Origin of the sequence: Mesorhizobium sp. M0184, from assembly GCF_040322215.1 — a bacterium.
Lineage (GTDB): Bacteria > Pseudomonadota > Alphaproteobacteria > Rhizobiales > Rhizobiaceae > Mesorhizobium.
Genome location: NZ_JAMYSZ010000002.1, coordinates 365,972 through 387,019 on the forward strand (window position 1 = coordinate 365,972; position 21,048 = coordinate 387,019).

Here is a 21,048-nt window from a genome sequence, read left to right on the forward strand (position 1 = left end):
TGCCAACGGCTGGACCTGAAGCGATCGAAGGGCCATTTGACGGTGCACTCTCCGTACCGGGCCTGCTCAAGCAGGTGGTCGCGGCGGAAATGGACAATGTCGACGCCATATCATTGCCTGCTTAGACGATACGGGTCTCGACGCGGCAAGGGCCATCGCTACCAAGCCCGTCATCGGTATAGGCAAGGCTTCGCTTCATCCGTCAGCCTTGTCGCTCACAGCTTCTGTGTCGTGGCCACTCTGTCGCTTCCGCGCCACTGATTGAAGACAACATTCGCCGTTACGGGTTCTCCCATCGCTTCCGGCGCGTGCTTGCCTCCGACATCCCGGTCCTCGAGTTGGAGAGATCTGAAAGTGGTGCCTCCGAACGAATTTCGGAGCTCATACGCGAAGGTGGAGGCATAGGCTGCTTTGGCGCCGAGCTGGAGGTGGTCTCCGACCGGTCGCCGAACTGATCACCTGGAATACACCGATGATCATGCTCGGCATGAGCGCCGGCCCAAATGCCGACGCGCAGTATTTGTTCAGCGAGGACATGCTTGGCCACATCGCTGGCCACAGGCTGCGCCACGCCAAGACCTACCGCAACTTCGCCGCCGAATATGAGCGGCTGCAACGCGAGCGTATTGCCGCCTATCGCGAGCTCATAACCGACGTGCAGACGGGCGCTTATCCCGAGCCGCAGCACGTGGTCCCGATCACAGATGAAGAGTTCTCGACCTTCAGCACCTCTCTCGAACTTTAGAAAGCCAAGATACACAACAGGCTGCGAGATTCCCTTGCGGTACGCTGACCAAACGAACCTAATCTGTTTGGTCAGTTCACGACCTCGGTTCTCGCAGGTGGAGGTCAGCTATCTCCGCTCCGGACACAGAAGCTGACAGGCTGCCTTCGGCCCCAAATAGCCAATACAGAACTGCAGGGCGAGCGATCAGCGCTTGTCCGCCGGCTGGCTGCTCGTCGTCGAAGAGATGCGGGCGATGACCTTGATCTCGAAATCGAAGCCCGCAAGCCAATTGACGCCCACTGCGGTCCAGTTCGGGTAGGGAGGTGCACCGATTTCTTCCGCTCGGACGGCCAGAACTGTCTCGATCTGTTCGTCCGGGTTGGTGTGGAACGTTGTGACGTCGACGAGGTCGTCGAAGCTGCACCCGGCGGCCGCCAAGACCGCGCGCAGATTGGCGAAGGCCCGTCGAACCTGATCCTCGAATACGGGCTCAGGCGAGCCGTCCTCACGGCTCCCGACCTGACCCGACACGAAGAGAAGATCGCCGGACCGAATGGCTGCGGAATAGCGGTGGATATCGTATAACGCGTGCCGGTTGGCCGGGTAGACGGCGTCACGTGTAGGCATCTCATGTTCCTTTCTGTCTTGATAAGAGGTGGGCACGAGCAGCGGGCCGGAGCCGGGGGTCACAGCCGCGCCAACTCCTCGTCTGTGAAATCCGCCGCAACCGCGATGTCATTCTGCCGGTCGAGCTCCTCGATGCGTCCGCCGAGTGCCTTGCGGATGCCGGCATAGGCCTCGGCACCGAGCACCAGCCGTTTCGGGAGCGGACCATCCTGATCGGCAAGCCTGATCATTGCGTCCGTCATGCGGTCGGGGTCGCCCTTGATCACCCATGAGACACCCAGCGCCTCGCGGATCTGACCGGCGGGTGTTCCCTCATAGGCCGCGAGCGGCTTGGTCCGCGCGAGATTGCCGCCGAACCCGGTCCGCGCCGGCCCGGGTTCCACAAGGCTGAATTCGATGCCGAAGGGAGCAGCCTCCTGCGCCACGGACTCGACGAACCCCTCGATACCCCACTTGGTCGCGTGATAGAGGCTGAAAGCCGGATAGGCGATCTGGCCTCCCTCGCTCGATACCTGTAGAATCCGACCACCACCCTGGCTGCGCAGATGCGGCAACGCCGCCTGGATGAGCGTGATCGAGCCGATGAGATTGGTGTCGATGATGTCCCGAACCTGCACATCGCCAGCCTCTTCAGCCGCGCCGAGCAGGCCATAGCCAGCATTGCTGACGACGATGTCGATCCGAGCGGATGCCGCGAAGGCCCGGTCGACCGCGGCGCGGACCGAGCTCTGGTCCTTGAGGTCCATTGCGACGATGCGGAGCCGTTCGGGGTAACTTGCACGCAGGTCGGGAAGTGCGTCCTCGCTGCGGCTGGCACCGACGGCGCGGTCTCCCCTGATCAGGGTCTTCTCCGCCAGCAGCCGGCCTAGACCGGAAGACACACCCGTTATGAGCCAGGTCTTTTCCATTTCTCATTTCTCCAATTGATCCCAGCAGGAGATAGGGCAATCGCATTGCGCGCATTAGCCGTTGAAATCGGCATGGGATAATGCAAAATCCCCATCAATGCCCCGCCCGTCGCTCAACGATCTCACCGCCTTCGTCGCCGTTGCCACACACCGCAGCTTCCGCCGCGCAGCGGACGAGATCGGCACGGCACCTTCCACATTGAGCCATGCGATGCGTGCGCTCGAGGAACGCATGGGCGTGCGACTTCTGAACCGCACCACACGCAGCGTCTCGCCGACAGAAGCCGGGTTCCGGTTGCTCGACCGTCTTCAGCCGGCGCTCGCCTCGCTGGACGAGGCGCTCGACAGCGTCGCGGGGTTCCGGGGCAATGTCGCAGGAACGGTCCGCCTCAACGCACCGCGATTGGTGGCCGGGCTTCTCGTTCGCGCGGTTCTTCCGCGGATGGCGGAGCGCCATCCGAACGTGACCGTGGACATCGTCGTGGAGGGACGGCTCATCGATATCGTGTCCAGCGGGTTCGATGCCGGCGTGCGCCTCATCACATCAATTCCCAAAGACATGACCGCCGTGCCGTTTGCACGCGCGTTGACGTTCATCTGTATCGCGTCGCCCGCCTATCTCGATCGCTTCGGGGCGCCGGGAACGCCCGAGGAATTGCAACGCCACCATTGCATCGGCCACCGTATGCCCAGCGGCAAGCTCTATAGATGGGAGTTCGAACGCGCAGGCCAGGAACTGGTGATCGGGGCAAACGGCCCCATCGTCCTTGATGACGAGGAACTGATGGTCGAAGCCGCAATAGAGGGTCTGGGCATCGCCTATGTGGCGGATTGGGCCGCCGAAGCGGCGTTGTCCGATGGCCGGCTGCGCAAGGTCCTGACCGCGTGGAGGCCAGCACCGGAAGAAGTTGCGGTCTACTACCCCGGACATCGAGCCGTGCCGCCCGCCCTGCGGGCTTTTCTCGATGTTGTAAAGGACCTGCTGAAGAAAGAACCCTAACCAGATCAACGAAGCCGACGCCCTCGCGCGGAACAGCCGCTCTCCGGACAAAGCTGCCCTCGCCACCGGTTCCTTGGCCATGCGCGTCTGAAGTTAGTCCGTGCGTCTGAGCTGGGCTGTGTGGGCGCCTACCCACTGCGTTAGACATGGCGCAGGAAAGGACGCCTTTGACACTAACTCCTTGGCCGATAATCAGGCGGTGACTGGCTGCATCAGTTCGAAGATGTTGCCCGACATTTGCGGAAAGCCCGGAAAGCCCGTATATTCCGGAATAAAGGAGTCTCGCCGATGAGCACCACCGTCACTGCCGCCGCCGTCTCGAAAAATTTTGGCGCCTATCAGGATGCCGCGGTCCGCGACCCGGTAATCATCACCAAGAACGGTCGCCCGCGCACGGTGCTGCTGGCCTATGAGGATTTTGTCCGGCTGTCGAAGCGCGACCGGCGGGTCGATCTGACAGCGGAGCTCGGCTCGGACGAGATCGCCGCGGTCGAAGCCTCTGAAATGGAGCCGGATCTCGACCATCTCAACGACGAGCTCTCTGGGTCAAAACCCTCGGGTCGAAACCCCACGGGGCAAAAGGCCTGACGGCAAAAATGCTACCGGCTGAAATCAAGGTCGGCTACGTCTTCCGTTACTCCTACCTCTGGCATTGGCAACACCGCGAAGGCCGCGAGGAAGGCGACAAGGACCGGCCCTGCCTCGTGCTCGCGCTGGTCGCCATGCAGGAGGACGGCTCGCCGGTCGTCCGGGTCCTGCCGATCACTCATACGCCGCCGTCCGATCCCGATGATGCCATCGAGATTCCGGCTGCGGTCAAGCTGCGTTTGCGCCTTGACGGTGAGCGGTCGTGGATCGTTTTGACGGAAAGTAACCGGTTCGCCTGGCCGGGGCCTGACATCCGGCCGCTGGAGACGGAGAGCGGCTACTACGGGCCGCTGCCACCGGCGTTGTTTGCCGCGGTCAAGCGCCGGTTTGTCGCCATCGCGACAGGCCAGGCGCATACGAGCACGTCGCGTACGGCGTGACGTCGGCAGGTGCTGCGGCATGCCGAGCAGCGTGAGGCAATGGCAGTCTCCATCAGGGCATCTTCCAGGCAGGTTGAGGCCTCACCGTCGATATCCATCTGCACCAGCGCGAACCGGTCGTCCGACGCCCGCAGCCAGCCGCCCTCCAGCAGCGACGCATCGCGTGGCTTCGGCTGACGCTACGCCGGTGAGCGCGGTCCGCGTTGGGGGAGCACGTCGCGTTCGGTTTCGACGCCGTCATTCGCCCAGCGCACCGACAAGTCACGATCGCCGAGGTTGATCTGGGCCGGCACCACCAGCGGCATGACCGGTCCGGTTAGCCGCATCAGATGGGGAGGCTGGCCGAGCGCCGAGCGATTCAATGAAAATCGATGCGCTTTTGATAGTCTGCCGGATCGGGCAGGGGCATGCGCTCGGTCGAGCGATAGACGGCGTCCTCATGCGGGTCGTCCACCTCGACAGGCTTGTCGAGCGGCCGATGATCGCCAGGCGGGGCGAAGCGAACAGCTGAAGATCGCGGTCCTGCTCTGACCCAGCTCGCGTCGCATGAGTTCGAGCAACTATTCGAGCGAGAGCTTCTCGCGGGGGCGCAAATTCCTCGATCGGGGCTAGCTTCCCGAGATGAGGCAGGTCACCGCCCGCATCGGGCGATGCCGCCAGATCGGTGTAGATGCCGGCGATGATACGTTAGAGCTCGACCATCGGCTGGGTCAGCACGTCCTTCCCGCGATAGTCGTCGAAGGGTGGGGGATCACATTCTTGCTCACTGGAACAGCGCCTCCCTTACCGCCTGCTCGGCAAGCAGGACGCACTGCGTCGAAAAGGTGCGGTACGAAAATATTCGCCAGATCTGACGAGACGGTCCGACTCCGGTTAAACGCAGCGTCCAATCACTACCTTCCCGTGACCTTCCGAACGTCTGCAAACGAGCAGGGCCGCGCCGCTTTTCTGGCAGCTGTGAAAACGGCCTGGGGCGGGTACCAAGCGTGAGATTCACTAGTTGCAGCTAACACGGTGGAGGCATTCGCGGCCAGTTTACTGATGAACTGATGGCTCTCAGAACGCGGTCATCTGCTTAGCTCCGTTCAGCGCACCAGCGCGTCCCGATGACAGCCACACGGATGCCGGCAGTGCCGCCGACGCTATCCCTTGACCGCCGAGCCGACGATCGAATCCACAAAGAAGCGCTGCAGGAAGACGAAGAGCACCAGTGGCGGAAGCACGGCAAGCGTCGCGCCAGCCATCACCAGTCCCGTGTTGAGAGCGCCTCGATTGTAGCTGAGCAGGCGACTAAGGCTGATGACGATCGGATATTCGTGTGCATTGCCCTGTAGAACGGTCAGCGGCCAGAGATAGCTATTCCAGTGATAGACGAAGGCAAACAGCGCCAGTGCCGCGATTGCCGGCGCCACGCTCGGCGCGACGATCTTGAACAGGATCAGGAGTTCCGACGCCCCATCCATCCGCGCTGCGTCGATCAGATCGTCGGGCACGCCGGCTATGAACTGGCGCATCAGGAAAATGCCGAACGCATTGGCGAGATTTGGCACGATAATACCGGCAAGGCTGGCGTTCAGGCCGATTGATCCGACGAGACGGTAAAGCGGGATCAGCGTGACGATCGGCGGCAGGAACATGGTGGCGATCAGCACCGAAAACAGCAGTGAGCGGCCGGGAAAGTGATGCTTGGCGAAGGCGTAGCCAGCCATCATGCTGGTGACCAGAATGCCGGCGGTGGTGATCGTGGCGATCACGAGCGAATTCCACATCGAGCGGCCGACATTGATGACGCCGGACACTTTCTCATACGCTTCGAGGCTCGGCGTGCGCGGTATCCACACCGGCGGCACCTGCATGGTTTCGGCCGGCGTTTTCAGGCTGGAGAGCACCATCCACAACAGCGGGAAGGCGGACGCCACGGCAACCACCAGCATCAGCGTGGCGAGCAGCGCTCTGCGGCCCGCCAGGCGTTTGCGCGCCAACTGGCTCGATGCTGAGCGGCCCGGCGCGCTCATTCGTCATCCTTCCGGTTGGCGAATGCAAACAGCGCACATACAATGACGATCAGCGCCAGCATCAGCATCACTGCCATGGCCGAGCCCAGCCCGCCTTGTGCCCGCTCGATGCCGACTCGGCGGATATGGTAGGTCAGCACGTTGGTCGAGCCGACCGGCCCGCCTTGGGTGATCAGCGCCACCGGCTCGAACACCTGCACGGCGTTGATGATGGCAATGACGGCGCTGAACAAGAGCGTGCGGCTCAATAGCGGCAAGGTGATGAAGCGGAACTGTTCGCGCCGGTTGGCGCCGTCAAGCGTCGCCGCCTCGTAAAGACTGCCCGGGATCTGGGTCAGCCCGGCAACGGCCAGCACCGTAAAATAGCCGATCTGCTGCCAGACATTGAGGACGACGATCGAGATCAACGCCGATCTTGGCGAGGACAACCAGAGTTGCGGGCCGATGCCGGCGAGACCGAGCACCTGGTTGAGCGGCCCCTCGCTCGGCGAATAGAGCTTCGACCAGACCAGCGTCACGGCGATCATCGGCACCATGTAGGTCGAAAACAACACAGTCCGCAGCGCCGTGCCGCCTGCGACATCGCGCTGGTGGACGATCGAGCCGAACACTACCGAAAGGGGCAGGATGAGCATCACCGACAATGCCGTGTAGATGGCGGTGTTGAGCAGCGCTCGCTTGAAATCCCGCCCGACCGAGGTCGGCCCGAATATTTCGCGAAAATTGTCGAAGCCGATGAAGCTCGCATTGGAAAAAGGCGTCTGCGTCGACCAGTCCTGGAATGACAGCCAGATGGTGAGCAGCATCGGCAGCAGGATGAAAACGCCGATCAGTGTCACGGCGGGTGCCAGCATGATGCCCGCCGAGGCACGATAGGTCTTGATCATCGCTCTGCTTCCAAGCGTCGGGCTCTCGAAACAGCGCCTTCGCTATTTGGCGGCACGCTCCAGGATCGAGACGGCATCGGCCTGCGCGTTCGCCTGCGCATCCTTGGCCGAGAGCTGCCCATACTGCAACGCCTCGAGCGTCTGCTGCAGCGATTCGCTGAACTCCTGGCCGCCCGGGACGACAGGGAAGGGCTTGGCGTCGGCAAGCACGCTGACATAGCCGGACAGGAACTCGGAACCGAGCTTGTCCTTATGGGCTTCGATGTCGGAGGTCCGCGTCGGCAGGATGCCCATCGACATCAGAATATCCGACATTGCCGATGCGCCGTTCTTGCCGGACTTCGGACTGTTCAGCCATACCAGGAAATCCCATGCCGCTTTTTGTTCGGCCTGACCGGCATTGGCGTTGACGACGGTCATCCATGAATAGGAGATCGAGTGCGGCTTGTCGCCGCTCGGACCGACCGGGATGGGTGCGGTGGCGATATTGGAGAACTTGTCGCCCATGCCGCCCTTCAATGCGCTTTCCCACCAGTTGGCCATGATGATCATGCCGGTCTTGCCGGAGACGAAATTGTCTAGGAAGGGGCCGGTTGTATTGGCGTCGGCCGTGGCCATCGCCGGATCGCTGGCGCCGGACTTGATCAGGTCCTCATAAAGCTGGAAAGTCTCGCCGGCTTGAGGAGTGTCGAGCATCGGTTTGCCGTCCTTGACCAGCTCGCCGCCATTGGAGACCAGCAGCGAGGCGAAGGGATGGACGACGCCCGCCGCCCAGGAATTGATCATGCCGAAGCCTTGCTGGCCGGCATCTTTCCTGGTCAGCTTCTGGGCCGCATCCTTCAATTCGGACCAGGTCTTCGGCGCGGCTGTGATGCCTGCCCGTTTGAACAGCTCCTTGTTGTAGTTCAGCGCATAGACGTCGATCTCGTTTGGAATGCCGTAAAGCGTGGCGCCAACAGAGGCCGCACTGACGACACCGGCCGGCCACGCACTCTTGACCTCGCCGGCAACCGCATCGGGGGCCGGCGCGACCAGCTTGTCTCGCGCCAGTTCGGGCAGCCACAAATCATAGATGCCGCCGATCGTCGGCCCGTCCGAACTGCCGCCCTGGGAACGCAGTGTCGTCAGGAGATCGCCGAAGGGAACGGCGCGCACGGTGACGGTCACATCCGGATTGCTCTTGGCGTAGTCCTTGGCCGCGGCGTCCAGCAAAGCGACCGTTTCGGGCGACCAGTGGGTCAGATAGGAGATGTTGACCGATTGGGCCCAACCAATGGTGGGCGAGGCCACCAACCCTGCAGCCAGTGCCAGTTTCGAAATCCAAGCCAAAGACATCCGACCCTCCGCATAGCCGCACAGCGATATCAATGACGTTATGACAACTTGAAGCAACGATGCAAGCGCTATCTTCGTCGAGAGCTCCTGCCGGTGTTGCGACGTTTTCTCACTGCGGTCCACAAAGCCTGCGACATTGCATTGCAAAAACAATTAATTAGCTGATACAGTTCGAGCTGATACTCCCCTGCTGGCCATGCCCGAACATACTGCAAGGCACTTGCGGTCGAAGTCATGTCGTTATAATGACAATGAGCCGCTGCAAAGAATGCCGATGTCGAATGGGAGACGGAGCATGGTTCATCGACACGCTGCGCTCAGCCCGATCGGCTTTGGCGCCGCGTGCACCGGGGTCTGTACCGCACTGCCGACCAGAGCCGACGACACCGTGGCGTCGTGGATCTGGTGCTCCGAGGACCGGGCGGTGGCCAGTCGGAGCCGCTCTCGATGACACGCGTTCTCGCCATTGATCTCGGCGGCACCAATTTGCGCGCCGCAATCCATAGCGGCGATGTTCGCTGGCTGGAGATGCTGAGCCGCGAGCCTGCGCCGGCAAGCCTTGATGCCTTCGTCGCCCGTATCGGCGCGTTGCGTGCCGAGGCCGGTCCGGTCGAGGCACTTGGCCTGGCGGTGCCGGGGCTTGTCGAGGGCTCCGTCTGCCGTTGGGTTCCGAACCTGCCCTATCTCGACGGTATCGACATCGCGGCATTGTTTCCTCGTCTGCGCGTCGCCGTTGGCAATGACGCGCAGATCGCCATGCTGGCCGAGTCGGTCGAAGGTGCCGCAAAAGGCCTGTCCGATGCCATCCTGCTGGCGATCGGCACCGGCATCGGCTCCGCCGTTCTGGCCAACAACCGCATCGTTGCAGGCGCACGGGGCGGCGCCTGCTCATTCGGCTGGGCCTGCGCCGATATCGAGGATGAAGGCGAGGACCGCAGCGGCTGGCTGGAGCGCTTCGCTTCCGGGCGGGCGTTCGACGCCGCGGCGCGCCAGATCGGGCTGGCCAATGGCGGCAGGCTTGTCGAGGCCGCGCGGGCTGGCAAGACGGCCGCACTTGACGCCTTGGAGCTGCCGGCGCGCCGGCTGGGCACTGCCCTTGCGGGTGCGGTCGCGCTGCTCGATCCGCAGGCGATCCTGATTTCCGGCGGGCTTGCCGATGCGCTGGACGTGATAGGGCCGCCGCTGCTTACGGCATTGCGGCGTCAGTTGCCGCCGCATCTGCGCGATGTCGTGCTGCGGTCCGGCGAATTCGGCTCCCGCGCCGGTCTCGTCGGCGCCTCGCTGGCCGGTCTCGCCGGAGCACAGTGGAGGCAGATAAGATGAGCCAAGTCAGTTTCCAGCTGCCCGACCGCCGAAGGCCCGAGCCGCTCTGGTATCAGGTGGAAGAGGCCATCCGCGCCATCGTCAAGAGTGGCGAGTGGGCGACTGGCGACCAGATTCCGGCCGAAGACAGACTGTGCGCGCTGTTTGGGGTGAGCCGCATCACGCTGCGCCACGCGCTGCGCAATCTGGAGGAGCACGGGCTGCTCAGGCGCGAACATGGCCGTGGCACCTTCGTGCGCTCCACCACGCTGGTCGCCGGCACCCGCGAACTCACCAGCTTCACGCAGGAAATGGGCAATATGGGCGTGGTCGCCGGCTCGCGCTTGCTCGACTGCAGCCTGACCACCGCCAATGCCGCTGCGGCCGGAGCGCTGGAGATCGAGGAGGGCGACCCGGTCGTGCGCATCCGGCGGCTCAGGCTCGGCAACAACGAACCGATCGGTATTCAGACGGCGCAACTCTCGGCCGCGCGCGTGCCCGGCTTTCTCGATGCCGGCCTGTTGCAGGGCTCGCTCTACGAAGCGTTGGAACGCCATTACGGCATCGTGCCGGTCGCGGCGCGCGAAAACTACCGTGTTGGCGCTGTCGGGGCGGCGGATGCCGAGTTGCTCGATCTGCCTGCGGGGAGCCCCGCTTTCGTGGTCGAGCGCATCACCACCGACGAGCGTGGCCCATTCGAATTCACCGTCTCCGTGATGCGGGGCGACCGCTACGAAATCCGCTCGACGCTGCGTGCCGGTCGCGCCGCGCCAACCGCAAGAAGCTGAGCCATACCCAAGCCGACCCATAACAGGAGTACCGACGTGTCCGATCTTTACATACCTCGCCTTGCCGCCCTCATCGAACAGGCCTCGAAAGCCAATGCCGAAGCCTTTGGCGAAGCGGCCAGCCGCTTTGCCGACACGCTCGAGAGCGGCGGGTTGGTTCATCTTTACGGCTCGGGCCACTCGGTGTTGCCGGTCCAGGAAGTGTTTCCGCGCTACGGCAGCTATGTCGGCTTCAATCCGCTGACCGACCCGCGTGTCATGTGGCATAACGTGCTCGGCGCCGGCGGCGTGCGCGAACTTCTGTGGCTGGAGCGGACCGAGAAATACGCCGAGAAATTCCTCGACCACCAGCCGCTGAACAAAGGCGATTCGATCATCATCTTTGGCCACAGCGGCCGCAATTCGTCCGGCATCGACACCGCGCTTTATGCGAAAAAACGCGGCATCTTCGTCGTTGCGATAACTAGCAAGAACAATCTCGACAAGCCGGCGACGCACTCTTCCGGCAAACGGCTTGCCGATGCCGCCGACCTTGTCATCGACACCTGCTCGCCGATCGAGGATGCCATCGTGCCGGTCGAGGGCTGGAGCCGGCCGGTCTCTGGTTCGTCGACCGTGCTTGCCATGATCCTGGCGCATGAGCTGATCGCCCGCACCGCCGAGGCGCTGTCGAAACGCGGCATCGAACTGCCGGTTTTTGCCTCGCCGACAATTGCCGGCGTCACACTGCACGACACCGACGTCATCTATGGCGTCTATCGCGAGAAAATGCTCGAGGCACAGAAGAAGCATCTGCCGACCTTCCAGGCGACCATGCGCGGCGAATGACAACCGGGGAGGGCACGCAAAACGCCAGGACGTAGACTCATCACCGCGTAGCCAGATACGGGCGGAGACGAGTTTGAGGGCAGCGAGGTAGTTTCTGCCAGCTTGTCATATCGAGTTGCGATGCGACGGAACTGCTTGGCCTTGTTGAAGAAGCGTTCGACGAGGTTGCGGGCCCTGTAGAGGAAGGGGCTGAAGCACATCGGGTCCTTGCGGTTGGCCTTGGGCCGGGATGTTGGCCCATGCCTTTTGCTCGGTGACGGCATTGCGCAAGGCGTTGGCATCATAGCCCTTGTCGGCGAGCAGCATGGCACCCTCGGGCAAATCCTTGATCAAGTCCGCTGCGTAGGCGATGTCACTCAATTGACCTGCCGTGAGCGGCAGCTTGATCGGCCTGCCTTGGGCGTCGACAAGAGCACGGATTTTGGTTGTAAGCCCGTCTCGTGAACGACCGAGACAATGATCTCGGCCGTGGCGCCTTGCTGATGGACGCGAACAACGGAGGTGTCGATCATCTGCACTTTGTCGTCATGGGCTTTGGTAATGTCGTCCATGAGGCGGTCCCACACACCTGCTTTCCGCCATCGAACGAAGCGATTGTAGCAGGTGGTGCGTGGGCCGTATCGCCCCCCTGGCAGATCGCGCCATGGCGCACCCGATCGCAGCACCCAGAAGATGCCGTCTGCCCGCTGTGCCTGGACGGTGATCGTGCCGAAGAAAACCAGTGCTGCAGCGAACGTTCCTCGTAATATTGCGTTTAACCATGAAAGACGACGATTCGCCCAGAGCATGCAAAAGGGCCCATCGGCTCTCGCGCCGCGATGCAAGGCCTGGAAAGCCTTACGCCAGATCAGTTTGTGAAAAGTCATTGCCCTTGTAAAGCAGGGCAAGCCGGTGAGCCTTCGCGCAAGCATAGGCAAAACAATCGCCGAAATTGAGATCGGCTTTGTGCCCGACTGCTTTGCCGTATTTCATGCTGGCTTCGATCGCCCGGTCGCCGATGTCGCCGGATATCATGATTTCTTTGCCGGCGATCTCGATCAAAAAGGCGTCGACGGTATCACGGGCTTGCGCCAGCATGTCGGCCGTGGGCTTGGCGTTCTTTTTGATGGCTTCGGCCGATGCTCGCGCGAGACCCTGGACTGCCTCGAACCGGACGAGCGGGGAGATATACAGCGGCTTGGTCGCGGCCGCGAGCCGCTTTTCCAGTTCTTCCGCGCCAGGTTCCTCGTTCAGGATGGCAACGATCACCGAGGCATCGACGAACATCAGTCGTCGCTCCACATTTGGTCGGTGAATTTCTTCATATCGAAATCAGGGTTGGCCGGCCCGATCCGCCGCGCCATTTCCTTGACTTTGGCAAGTCTCTCGCGCAGCGGGACGCTGCCGCGGTTGCGCTCGATCTCATGGCGCAAGGCGGTTCTGACGGCCTCGGTCTTGCTGCGCGCATTGGTAATGTGCTGCAGCTCGACGGCCATGGCGTCGACGTCGGGATCGCGAATGAAGAGCGGCATTTTGTATATCCTCATGAGTGATATATGTATATCATACCGGAGATATACTCGCCAGCGAATTCGCGAGCGGCGGTTTTGATAAGGAGGGGATGGAGGAATGCAGCTCGCGAAAATCCGTCGGGAGGTTCGGTTCTGGTGCTCAGTCCTTGGAATTGCTCGGCGTCTGAAACACGTCGCTCCGGCCATGTCACTGTCAACGCCCACATGCCCAAGGCGTATCGACGCTGCGTGCGCCGACGCATGCGCATCCCAACATCCGCGGCGACCGATTGATGTCGATAGACCGCCCACGCGCCCGACGAGGCCAGCGCCAGCTGCATCGATTGCGTCAGGTCATAACGGCCATAATCCCGGCCCAGCGAACTCACTCGTTAGGGCAGCTCGGGGAGTGCTACGGCTGGATGCTCTTGGGAACATCCCGAAGCATGATCCGGCGGCGAGGATAAACAATCTGAACCACGCGCTGCCTCCACATGATGGCGCCGGCGAACCATTCGTGGTGAACTGGATAACACCGCCTATCTTCTCGCTCGAAAATTCGGCGGCCTCGACAATCATTGCCGGGGTTACCTCGACGGATCCCTTCGCCGTCTATCCGCGTCTCATCGGCTGTCGCGCTGATCCGGATTGACAGCCACCCGCAATTAAAGGGCCGTTTGATGACACCTAGGCCTCCCCAGCAGTATTAGTCCACAAAGCAGGTCGGCACCCCTGCGATCCGCTGGATCCGGTCAGCGTGTGCTTCGGGTTCGGGGTGCAAGATCAGGCGGTGCCATTTGCACGGATGGCGGCGAACCAACCACCACGGCAGGGGCGCCAGATTGCTCACCACGTTGGCTCTCTTCTTTTTCGCGGCTCATACTTTGGTGAGCAGCTTGCATCTCCGGAACGGTGAAAACCGGCACCTCGCCCTTGAAACCCTGGAGCTCAAAGGCGCCCGCCTGGACGACCGGCATCGGCGCTCCTGCCGCAAAGCCGGGACCAAGCACCAGGGGGATGCCCAGCTTCTTGGTCGTCGACTCGAGCCGTGCCGTGCGGTTCACCGGCGAACCGATCGCGGTGTAATCGAAGCGCCGTTCGGAGCCGAAATTGCCTACCGAGCAAATGCCGGTCTCGATGGCGACGCCGATTGCGATGGAGGGGTGGCCGTCCGCGCTGAAGGCGGCGTCTTCACGCTTCACCCGTTCGATCAGGGCAAGGCCCGCGTCGAGCGCGCGCTCGCGATGGTCCGGCTGATCAAGCGGCGCGTTCCAGAAAGCGAGCACCGCGTCGCCCATGAACTTGTCGATGGTGCCGTCGCGCTTGAGGATCTCATCGGTCGCAATGCCGAGGAAGTGGTTGACCACCTTTGCGATTTCCTGGGTATCGAGTTGTTCGCTCATCGTCGTGAAGCCGCGTATGTCGCTGAGCAGGATTGTGATCTCGCGCTTCTCGCCGGACAGGATCGCTTCGGTGTCTGAGCTTGCGAGGCGCTGCACCACGGAAGGCGACAGATACTGGGCGAACTGCCGTGCCAGGGTGGACCGGCGCTGCTCGCTGCGCCTGTAGAGAACATAGCCTTCGAAGCCGGCTACCAGGATCGTCGCAAGCGCCGGCTGCAGCGGGTCATAGAGTGCACCCTGCAGGCTGTATTCGAGAGCGCCGAACACGAACGGCGTGACGGCAAGCAGCACGAGAGCCAGGGCACCAAGCACGACACGCCCGGCGAGCACTCCGGAAAGTCCGATGAAAATGACGGCACTGAGGACAAACCAGAGCCGCTCCACCGTACGCGCGTGCGTTGGCTCTGCCAGGTAGCGCCCGGCAAGCAACTGGGCGATTGCATCGGCGTGGATGTCCGCGCCTGGTCGCGCTGGACGCGTCGGGGTGGGCAGGTACTGCGTCAGTCCCACGGCCGACAGATCGACAATGGCGATGGCGTCCCGCAGCCGCGGATCACTGCCGCCCGAAAGGATAGTGCTGGCAGATATACGGGGCGTATCCGTGGCGGTTTCCCAGAGGCGGATGCTCCCCTCCGGCTCGAGCGGCACGATGGCGCCGGCCATCCTGAGTGCGTCGAACCCGGCGGCATTCATCCGGGCTATGTAGCCGTCCTGCCCGGCGTAAAGGCGCAGAAGCTCGAGCGCGAAGGACGGCCACAGCTGCACGCCTTGAGCGGTATTGCGAAGCCACAGCAGCGGCACATGGCGCAGTACGCCGTCGGGATCGGGCAAGGTGCGAATTACGCCGAGGCCAGCGGCGGCGTTGGAGAATTCGGCAAGCGAGCCGGTCAGGCCGGCGAAGCCGGGAAGTGTGTCGGGTACCTGTCCGACGATCGACCAGCCGGCTTTGGGCCCTGCTTCTGAAACCGTCGCCTCGTTGCCCAGGCTGACAGCAAGCGCCGTTCGATTTTTGGCCAGCGCCGCTGCCAGGCGCTTGTCTCCGGCGATGCCCTCAGGCGAGGTGTCGGCCTCGGGCAGCACCAGCGCAAGCCCGATGACCGCGGCGCCGGACTTGGTGATTCCATCGACCAGATCGGCCAAGAGGCCCCGGTTCCAGGGCCATCGCCCATGTGCCTTGAGGCTGGCGTCGTCTATCGAGACGATCACGACAGGATTGCTCGTCGCCTGGCGCGGAGCGAGAAACTGGTAGAAGTCGTACGTCCGCTCACGCAGGCGCGACAGCGGCCCGTCAAAAGCCAAATGGCAAGCGAGCAGCAGGAGCACGACCAAAAGGCCGGATATTTTACTCCTGGCAGCTTGCCGCCAATCAGCCCAGCGCCAACCGACCAAGAGGCTCATGTCGTGCGGCCAGGCCTATTCGCAGTAGTAGCAGCAACCCTCACCCTCACACTCGCCCTTATTCACGCCGCCGCCCACAGGTGGCGTTGGGGTGTCGGGGAACTCCATGACCACTCCTGGCAATGCGCCGTCGGTGGAGTCGCAGATTTTGAGCGAGCCGCCGAGTGCCGACGCACAAAGCGCGCTTACATCCAGTCCCGGACCCGGTGCGCCTGGCAGGCCGGTGCCGGCAATCCGGTCGATGCTGTCCAATATCGGAAAGGTGTCGATTCCGCCGTAGCCGGTCAGCAGCTTGCCATCTTCCGATGTGCAGGCGTAGCCCGGGTTTGTGATGACCAGCCGTTTGCCATTGATCGTGCAGGTCATGCGGCCGGCGCGCAGAATGCCCACGGTCTGGCCGGCTGCCACCAGCACTTCGATGATGCCGCCTCTGGCCCCGAGCACCATATGCGGCGTCGCGACCTGCATGACGCCGCCTTTCGAAACCTGGCCGCCATAGAAACGGGCCAGGCCGCTGTTCATCCCGATGTCGATCTTTCCCGATCCGGAGCCCGGATTGTAGACGAATTCATCGATCGTCAGGCTGGTGTTCGGACCAATCTTGGCGCTCGATTCATCCCGGAACACCAGCATTCCAAGACCGGTGGGATTGCTGCGCAGCTGGTCGCCGAGTTCGACGCCGGCACCCACGTTCATTGTCCCGGCGTTGTTGCGGACGATGTTGGTCTGATAGGCCGTCATCGACCCGACCGTCTCAGCGGCGGATGGTGCCGCGAAGGCAAGGCAGGCGATAAAAATGGCGATCTGACGGTACGGGGTCCTCATCGCGGCCTCTTTCAATTGAGCGTCAACGTATAGCTCATGAGCATTTCGAACGATTTTCGGTCGCGGTTGGCGATGTCGAAGTTGGTTTCACGATAGGCGAGATCGACGCTGATCTTCTGCGCCTCCGACAGCTGAAAATCGCTTTCCGAGGCAATGCGCCAGAAGTCGCTCTTGATATTTGTGCCGATGCCGACGGACAGATCTGGAGTGTTGCTGTGGCCGGCCGAAAAGGCGATCTGGTGCGACCATGCGAAAAGATCCGGTACGTTCATCAACAGGCCGCCATAGCGGACCTCGCCCGTGTAACTGTGGCCGATTTCGCCAGATCCGGAGGCGAAGTCATTCGAGCCGACCAGCCGCAGTCCGAGCGCCTGGCCATTGCGGAAGCGGTAGCTGCCGCCCGCCTCATAGAAAACCCTGCTATCGGCGAAAATGCCTTGCGAGGCGCTTAGATCGATGTAGCCGCCGCCTGCGAAAAGCGTCATTTCGACCGTCGGGCGCACAAGAAAGCGCCCACTGACGCCGATGCCGGTCTCGTGGATATCGCTGTCGAAACGATCCGTAACTGTGAACGCCGAAAGCAACAGGCGCAGCGAATCGATCCCACTGTTCGGCAGCCCCTTGTCCCAGGTGATCGCGGCGTTGCCGTGGATGAAGGTCTCCTCGCTACCCGGAACCGACAGGTCTTCCGTGAAAAAGCGCTGTGTCGCCGTCAACGACCCTGAAAGAACGAGAGCGTCGGCGCTTGGCGTGCCGAGGTCCCACCGGACAAAGCCTTCCGCCCGCCCATAGGGGGAGACGAAGCTGTCGTCGTCCTGCGCCCCGCCGGGCTCAAAATCGGTAAATGCGCTGAACACGCCGCCGGTCAGGGCGAGTTCCCAGGTGACGCCACGCAACGCGCGCTCGATGCGGGCGAGCAGGCGAACGGCTTCCTGCTGCTCACTTGCGCTCAGGCCGCCGACTTCGATGCCGTACTGCACCTGCCGCCGGGCCAATTCATAGGAGCCGACATGATAGTACAATCGGCTGGCCGCCAGTCGGGCGCGCGCATCGCGGGGATATTTGATCAGATACTGCTCGATCGAGGAGATCGCCTGATCGTATTGTCCCGCGTTGACGGCAACCGTGACGAATTGAGCGAGCGTTCCATTGTCGGCCGGACTGGCGATGCGGGCCGAAAACGCATCGTCATAGGCCGTAAAAAGACCTTGTGCGCCGGCCGGCAATACGCCGGTACAAAGCAGCGCCGCGGCGAAGCCGAAGATCGTTCGAAACGAAGATTGCATGCCGAGAACCCACCCCAAACCCGACTAGTGCGAAGGATTTAGCACGACTCCAAGAAAAAGGCGACTGAACTGTCACCAGACCATGCGAGTCTCAGCAGCTGTTGCAGCGGCGCAACAAACTATCGGGTTAATTCGTATTTCGGCTGCGCTGGCTGTCAAAACATCTTCTCAGCGTTGCTGTACATAATTTAAGTATTCGGCACCAGTGGCAACTAACTCAAATCATCATCAGTGGCGGATCGCACAGCCGACAAGATTAATATTGTTTGCGCGATTCTGCGCGTATCTGGTCACCGAATGAGGCTTCAAGGTCACCCACGGCTCATCCAAAGGTCTTCCGTCGCGTTGCGCAAGCGGACGGAGAGCTGCCGGAAGGTGCTTTCCGCAATGGCCTGGGCGATTGCGTGCTGGCCTTCGCAATTTCGTTGAACGCGACGAGGTCAGCTTATCGCCCCCGACCCCCAGGGACGCGTCACCGGACCCGCCCTTGCTACAGCACGAGCATGGTGGCCAGCCCCAGCATCAGGCCCATGCCTACGATATCGGTCACGGTGGTGAGGAAGATCGCCGAAGCGACCGCCGGATCGGCGCCGACCCGGCGCAGGCCCAACGGGATCAGCACGCCGGAGATTCCGGACATGAGGCACGATCCGGACATGGCAAGCAGGATCACAAGTGCCAGCATGGGCGCCTGGCCCGCCGACTCCGGTTGCCGCGAGGCGTAGAACCACATCGCCGCAGCCGCCACAAGACCGACGAGCACGCCGTTGGCAATCCCGAGCGCGCCCTCCCGCATCACCAGGTGCAGCTTCGGTCGTTTGTCCACATCCCCCAGGGCAAGGCCACGCAGCGTCATAGCCAGTGCCTGGCAGCCGGTGTTTCCGCTCTGCCCGGCCAAGACCGGGAGGAACGCCGCCAGTGCGACGATCTTCTCGATCGTGCCTGTGAACGAACTGACCACGAAAGCGGCCATGAAGGCCGTCAGCAGGTTCAGCTGCAGCCACGGATGCCGCTTCAAGAAGGCTGAAAACAGCGGCGTAAAAGAACGCTCCTCCTTCTGGACGCCCACCATCTGGCCAGACTGGGCGGAAATCTCGATGATTTGCTGCTCGAACAGCCGCCAGCCGCGAACCTGCCCGAGCAGCCGGTTCTCTGCGTCTACCACAGGATAGACAGGGTAGTGACGGCGTACCGCCGCCTTGCATGCATCGCTCAAAGAGAGACCGACATTAAGGGCGAACGGCCTGGGCAGCATGATCTGATCGACCGTCGCGTCCGGTTCGCTCAGCATCAGATCGCGCAGGACCACCAGGCCAACCAGTTTGTCGCCCCTCTCCGTAACATAGAGATAAGTGAGCTCGGTTGGCACCTGGGTGCGTCTGACGGCCTCCACTGCGGCAGCAACCGTCGTCCCGACAGGAACGCTGGCGGGAATCGGGTCCATCAGTTCCACGAGCGACTCCGGGATCGCAAGGTCCTTGCCACCGGCATCAGGCTTGACAGGCCGCATATGCGGCGGCAAATGCTCCGCCACCTTACGGGCGTGCCTGTCCGGCAACAACTTTAGTGTGTCCCGGATGAACTCGGGAGATTCTCGGGCCAGCAATTCAGCCGCGTCATCAGGTGCTCGAGCACGCAGCGTGCGTACCAGCTTCTGAACGTCGTCCTCTTCTTTCATCTGCCGCCGCCCCCAATTTGCTAGTGTCTTGCCTGACAGTATGACACGGATCGGATCGCTCTGTCTGGCGCGCAGTGGCTCAAGCGCCTTGATCCCGAAATCTTCGCCTCTCGGGCGCCGAGTGGACCGAACCCAGACAGATCTGAGCCGTTGCGGCGTACATAAAGGCGGGCTGTAACCTCTGCGTGTCGCCGAGAATTCAACGTGTTGCGAACTTCACTGGTCTTTTCCTGGGATCTGCGAGCACGCTGCAGCAATGAAACTCAAACCCGGAAACTCTGCAACGGCAGGGCCTCCGGCGGTCGAATTGATTTGCCTAATGCCGCGCATCTTGCCAGTTCCTCCAGCTCTGGAGGCTGATTAATTCGCCACGATGACAAGGTGATTTGCGTGAAACCGTAATTTAGCCTGAGAAAGGGATTCTCTGTATGAAGTGTGTCAGGAACGAGAGGTGCTCTTGAGAGCTTGCAGGTTTGAGGGCAGGCAGTCTGATTTATGAGACTCGAACTCGTCGCGGTCCGATCCGAGTTAATGTAGGCCCACTGATCACAGCGGTAGACCGCTCGATCGCACCTGGGGGCGAACGAAGACTCGTTTCGAAAGTGACATCCGTTCAGCAATTGCCATCTAACCTATAGTGATCCGGACCGGCCCGGTATTCTTGGCCGCCCGTCATCGGGGACGCATATGAGCAACATTATCGCCACAGGTTTTACTCAATCTCTGCCATTGGCGGGTCGGAGAGTCTCGCTCATCCCTGAGTGAGCCGAAAAGCTCGTCGTGCTGACCAGCCAATTCGATTTCCTCTATGCGGTTCACGGCGTCGTCTCATCGAACCTCATGGACCCGGCGGGCTGACCTACCAGATTGATGCCGCCAAGGCCTTGGTCGAACTGTGCGATCGGATCGATGCGCGGGTGCTTGTCCAGCATAGTGGGCATTTTCGCGCCGGTCAGGTTCTCGATCGTGCCGGTTTCGAGGAACGCGAACGCGAAGCGTTGTTCGCGCTTGCCGAGTTCTGCAAGGCCTATATCGCCTTTGAGAACCTCTTCGCCATGGAACCAAGTCAGTGCCGGCAGAGCCCGGCCGAGGTGGCGCAGAGGGTGAAGACGGTCGGCCATCCCAACCTTGTGGCTTTCATCGATTTATCCACCCATCGCGGCCTGAACTTCCGCGACCAGCTGCGGGCCATGGCGTCGGTGGCAGGGCACCTGCATGTCCATGACTCTTCGGGCGCCGGAAGGGCTTCCACGGAACCTACCTTCCGCAGGAGGATGCAGCGCTGGGTATAGGTGACCTGCACATGCCTCTCGGCTGGGGCGATATCGAATGGATGACATCTTCAGCGAGTTGGTATTCTTGCCGGGGACCGTCCTCATCATGGAAATCGGACCCCGTTATTGCAATGGGCAGCCCGGATGCCTGGCCGGGGCAAAAAAGATAGTGTGCTGAAGGTTCTGCAAAAAGTTTTGGAGAGAGAACGGCGCCTGCTCTGAGGGGCGAGCGGCCATGGCACGGTGGTG

General features: G+C 62.0%; 21 protein-coding genes and 2 pseudogenes. 10 read left to right on the forward strand and 13 right to left on the reverse strand.

Annotated features, from left to right (window positions below; translation table 11 throughout):
* Positions 1-112 precede the first annotated feature (112 nt).
* Both NKJ23_RS34625 and NKJ23_RS34630 read left to right on the forward strand, forming a co-directional pair.
* A complete protein-coding gene (locus NKJ23_RS34625; RefSeq protein WP_502902494.1) occupies positions 113-265 on the forward strand; it encodes a hypothetical protein in 153 nt (50 codons plus the stop codon).
* A gap of 207 nt (positions 266-472) precedes the next feature.
* Positions 473-745: a 3-methyl-2-oxobutanoate hydroxymethyltransferase gene (locus tag NKJ23_RS34630; RefSeq protein ID WP_502902490.1), complete on the forward strand. Its 273-nt coding sequence runs from the start codon at positions 473-475 to the stop codon at positions 743-745.
* A 186-nt stretch (positions 746-931) separates the two neighbouring features.
* On the opposite strand, the gene NKJ23_RS04840 is transcribed toward NKJ23_RS34630, so the two are convergent.
* Both NKJ23_RS04840 and NKJ23_RS04845 read right to left on the reverse strand, forming a co-directional pair.
* Positions 932-1,354, reverse strand: coding sequence for a RidA family protein (locus tag NKJ23_RS04840; RefSeq protein WP_352678726.1), 423 nt, complete (start codon positions 1,352-1,354; stop codon positions 932-934).
* Positions 1,355-1,413: 59 nt separating this feature from the next.
* Complete coding sequence (locus NKJ23_RS04845; protein ID WP_352678667.1) at positions 1,414-2,262, reverse strand: SDR family oxidoreductase; 849 nt, start codon at positions 2,260-2,262, stop codon at positions 1,414-1,416.
* Positions 2,263-2,359: 97 nt separating this feature from the next.
* Between NKJ23_RS04845 and NKJ23_RS04850 the strand changes: the two genes are divergently transcribed.
* From NKJ23_RS04850 to NKJ23_RS04860, 3 genes are all read left to right on the forward strand, one after another.
* The gene (locus NKJ23_RS04850) at positions 2,360-3,262 is read left to right on the forward strand and encodes a LysR family transcriptional regulator (protein WP_352678670.1); all 903 of its coding nucleotides are present in this window, start codon (positions 2,360-2,362) and stop codon (positions 3,260-3,262) included.
* A gap of 288 nt (positions 3,263-3,550) precedes the next feature.
* Positions 3,551-3,850, forward strand: a complete 300-nt coding sequence (locus NKJ23_RS04855) for a type II toxin-antitoxin system Phd/YefM family antitoxin (protein ID WP_352678672.1) — start codon at positions 3,551-3,553, stop codon at positions 3,848-3,850.
* Positions 3,851-3,858: 8 nt separating this feature from the next.
* On the forward strand, positions 3,859-4,290 hold the full coding sequence (locus NKJ23_RS04860; protein ID WP_352678674.1) for a plasmid maintenance toxin (PemK-like): 432 nt from the start codon (positions 3,859-3,861) through the stop codon (positions 4,288-4,290).
* Between the two features lie 179 nt (positions 4,291-4,469).
* Here NKJ23_RS04860 and NKJ23_RS04865 read toward each other — a convergent pair whose 3' ends face one another.
* Positions 4,470-4,652, reverse strand: coding sequence for a hypothetical protein (locus NKJ23_RS04865; RefSeq protein WP_352451700.1), 183 nt, complete (start codon positions 4,650-4,652; stop codon positions 4,470-4,472).
* On the opposite strand from NKJ23_RS04865, the gene NKJ23_RS04870 reads away from it, so the two are divergent.
* A complete protein-coding gene (locus NKJ23_RS04870; RefSeq protein ID WP_352451701.1) occupies positions 4,652-4,801 on the forward strand; it encodes a hypothetical protein in 150 nt (49 codons plus the stop codon). The two genes, NKJ23_RS04865 and NKJ23_RS04870, sit on opposite strands and share 1 nt — an antisense overlap.
* A gap of 631 nt (positions 4,802-5,432) precedes the next feature.
* Here NKJ23_RS04870 and NKJ23_RS04875 read toward each other — a convergent pair.
* From NKJ23_RS04875 to NKJ23_RS04885, 3 genes are read right to left on the reverse strand one after another with little or no spacing between them, the layout of a single operon-like run.
* A complete protein-coding gene (locus tag NKJ23_RS04875) occupies positions 5,433-6,305 on the reverse strand; it encodes a carbohydrate ABC transporter permease (protein WP_352451702.1) in 873 nt (290 codons plus the stop codon).
* Complete coding sequence (locus NKJ23_RS04880; protein WP_352678677.1) at positions 6,302-7,192, reverse strand: carbohydrate ABC transporter permease; 891 nt, start codon at positions 7,190-7,192, stop codon at positions 6,302-6,304. Before NKJ23_RS04880 ends, NKJ23_RS04875 begins: the two co-directional genes overlap by 4 nt.
* A 42-nt stretch (positions 7,193-7,234) precedes the next feature.
* Positions 7,235-8,527, reverse strand: a complete 1,293-nt coding sequence (locus tag NKJ23_RS04885; protein WP_352678679.1) for an ABC transporter substrate-binding protein — start codon at positions 8,525-8,527, stop codon at positions 7,235-7,237.
* 447 nt (positions 8,528-8,974) lie between these two features.
* On the opposite strand from NKJ23_RS04885, the gene NKJ23_RS04890 reads away from it, so the two are divergent.
* Genes NKJ23_RS04890 through NKJ23_RS04900 form a run of 3 tightly spaced genes read left to right on the forward strand, consistent with a single transcriptional unit; the run spans position 8,975 to position 11,445 of the window.
* Entirely contained in the window at positions 8,975-9,850 is an 876-nt protein-coding gene (locus tag NKJ23_RS04890) for an ROK family protein (protein WP_352678681.1), read from the forward strand.
* Positions 9,847-10,617 (forward strand): GntR family transcriptional regulator, encoded by a 771-nt coding sequence (locus NKJ23_RS04895; protein WP_352678684.1) that lies wholly within the window; start codon positions 9,847-9,849, stop codon positions 10,615-10,617. The genes NKJ23_RS04890 and NKJ23_RS04895 overlap by 4 nt, the downstream gene beginning before the upstream one ends.
* Positions 10,618-10,653: 36 nt before the next feature.
* Positions 10,654-11,445 (forward strand): sugar isomerase domain-containing protein, encoded by a 792-nt coding sequence (locus NKJ23_RS04900; protein WP_023722251.1) that lies wholly within the window; start codon positions 10,654-10,656, stop codon positions 11,443-11,445.
* A 51-nt stretch (positions 11,446-11,496) separates the two neighbouring features.
* Here the strand turns inward: NKJ23_RS04900 and NKJ23_RS04905 are convergent.
* The 7 genes and pseudogenes from NKJ23_RS04905 to NKJ23_RS04935 all read right to left on the reverse strand — a co-directional run.
* Positions 11,497-12,125: pseudogene (locus NKJ23_RS04905) on the reverse strand (IS5 family transposase); the annotation flags it as partial.
* 157 nt (positions 12,126-12,282) lie between these two features.
* Positions 12,283-12,711 (reverse strand): type II toxin-antitoxin system VapC family toxin, encoded by a 429-nt coding sequence (locus tag NKJ23_RS04910; RefSeq protein ID WP_352451707.1) that lies wholly within the window; start codon positions 12,709-12,711, stop codon positions 12,283-12,285.
* Positions 12,711-12,956, reverse strand: a complete 246-nt coding sequence (locus NKJ23_RS04915; protein WP_023678723.1) for a type II toxin-antitoxin system VapB family antitoxin — start codon at positions 12,954-12,956, stop codon at positions 12,711-12,713. The genes NKJ23_RS04910 and NKJ23_RS04915 overlap by 1 nt, the downstream gene beginning before the upstream one ends.
* 731 nt (positions 12,957-13,687) lie before the next feature.
* Positions 13,688-15,736 carry a CHASE2 domain-containing protein gene (locus tag NKJ23_RS04920; protein WP_352678687.1) on the reverse strand — a complete coding sequence of 683 codons (2,049 nt, stop codon included), beginning with the start codon at positions 15,734-15,736 and terminating at the stop codon, positions 13,688-13,690.
* Positions 15,737-15,751: 15 nt separating this feature from the next.
* Entirely contained in the window at positions 15,752-16,576 is an 825-nt protein-coding gene (locus tag NKJ23_RS04925; RefSeq protein ID WP_352678689.1) for a FecR family protein, read from the reverse strand.
* Positions 16,573-17,847: a tetratricopeptide repeat protein gene (locus tag NKJ23_RS04930; RefSeq protein ID WP_352678691.1), complete on the reverse strand. Its 1,275-nt coding sequence runs from the start codon at positions 17,845-17,847 to the stop codon at positions 16,573-16,575. The genes NKJ23_RS04925 and NKJ23_RS04930 overlap by 4 nt, the downstream gene beginning before the upstream one ends.
* A 490-nt stretch (positions 17,848-18,337) precedes the next feature.
* On the reverse strand, positions 18,338-19,525 hold the full coding sequence (locus NKJ23_RS04935; protein WP_352678694.1) for a magnesium transporter: 1,188 nt from the start codon (positions 19,523-19,525) through the stop codon (positions 18,338-18,340).
* A 765-nt stretch (positions 19,526-20,290) separates the two neighbouring features.
* Between NKJ23_RS04935 and NKJ23_RS04940 the strand changes: the two are divergent.
* Positions 20,291-20,977: pseudogene (locus NKJ23_RS04940) on the forward strand (sugar phosphate isomerase/epimerase family protein); the annotation flags it as partial.
* Positions 20,978-21,048 lie beyond the last annotated feature (71 nt).